General features: G+C 44.1%; 1 protein-coding gene. It reads left to right on the top strand.

Annotated elements, in window-relative coordinates; genetic code table 11:
* The coding region (locus tag EOC06_RS39380; protein WP_206631478.1) for a pyridoxamine 5'-phosphate oxidase family protein at positions 1-236 on the top strand (236 nt) is incomplete at both ends.

Genomic DNA, 236 nt, shown 5'->3' with positions numbered 1-236 from the left:
GTATAACAAGGCCATTTACTTTCACGGTGCTGATGAAGGCAGAAAGGTGCGCATTATCGAAGCAAACCCCGCAGGCTGCTTCACCATTTGCGAAGAGCTTGGCACAATGAGCAATCCTGTTCCTGCAAAAACGGATACTGCTTATTGGAGTATCATGGCATTCGGAGAAATAAAGAAGGTAAGTGAAATGGAGGAAGCTAGGAATATCATGCAGGAAATGCTGAACAAATATGTAC

This window comes from Mesorhizobium sp. M7A.F.Ca.MR.362.00.0.0, from assembly GCF_004023175.1.
Lineage (GTDB): Bacteria > Pseudomonadota > Alphaproteobacteria > Rhizobiales > Rhizobiaceae > Mesorhizobium.
Note: the sequence above shows the minus strand (reverse complement) of the source record. Positions and strands in the feature narration are given on the sequence as shown.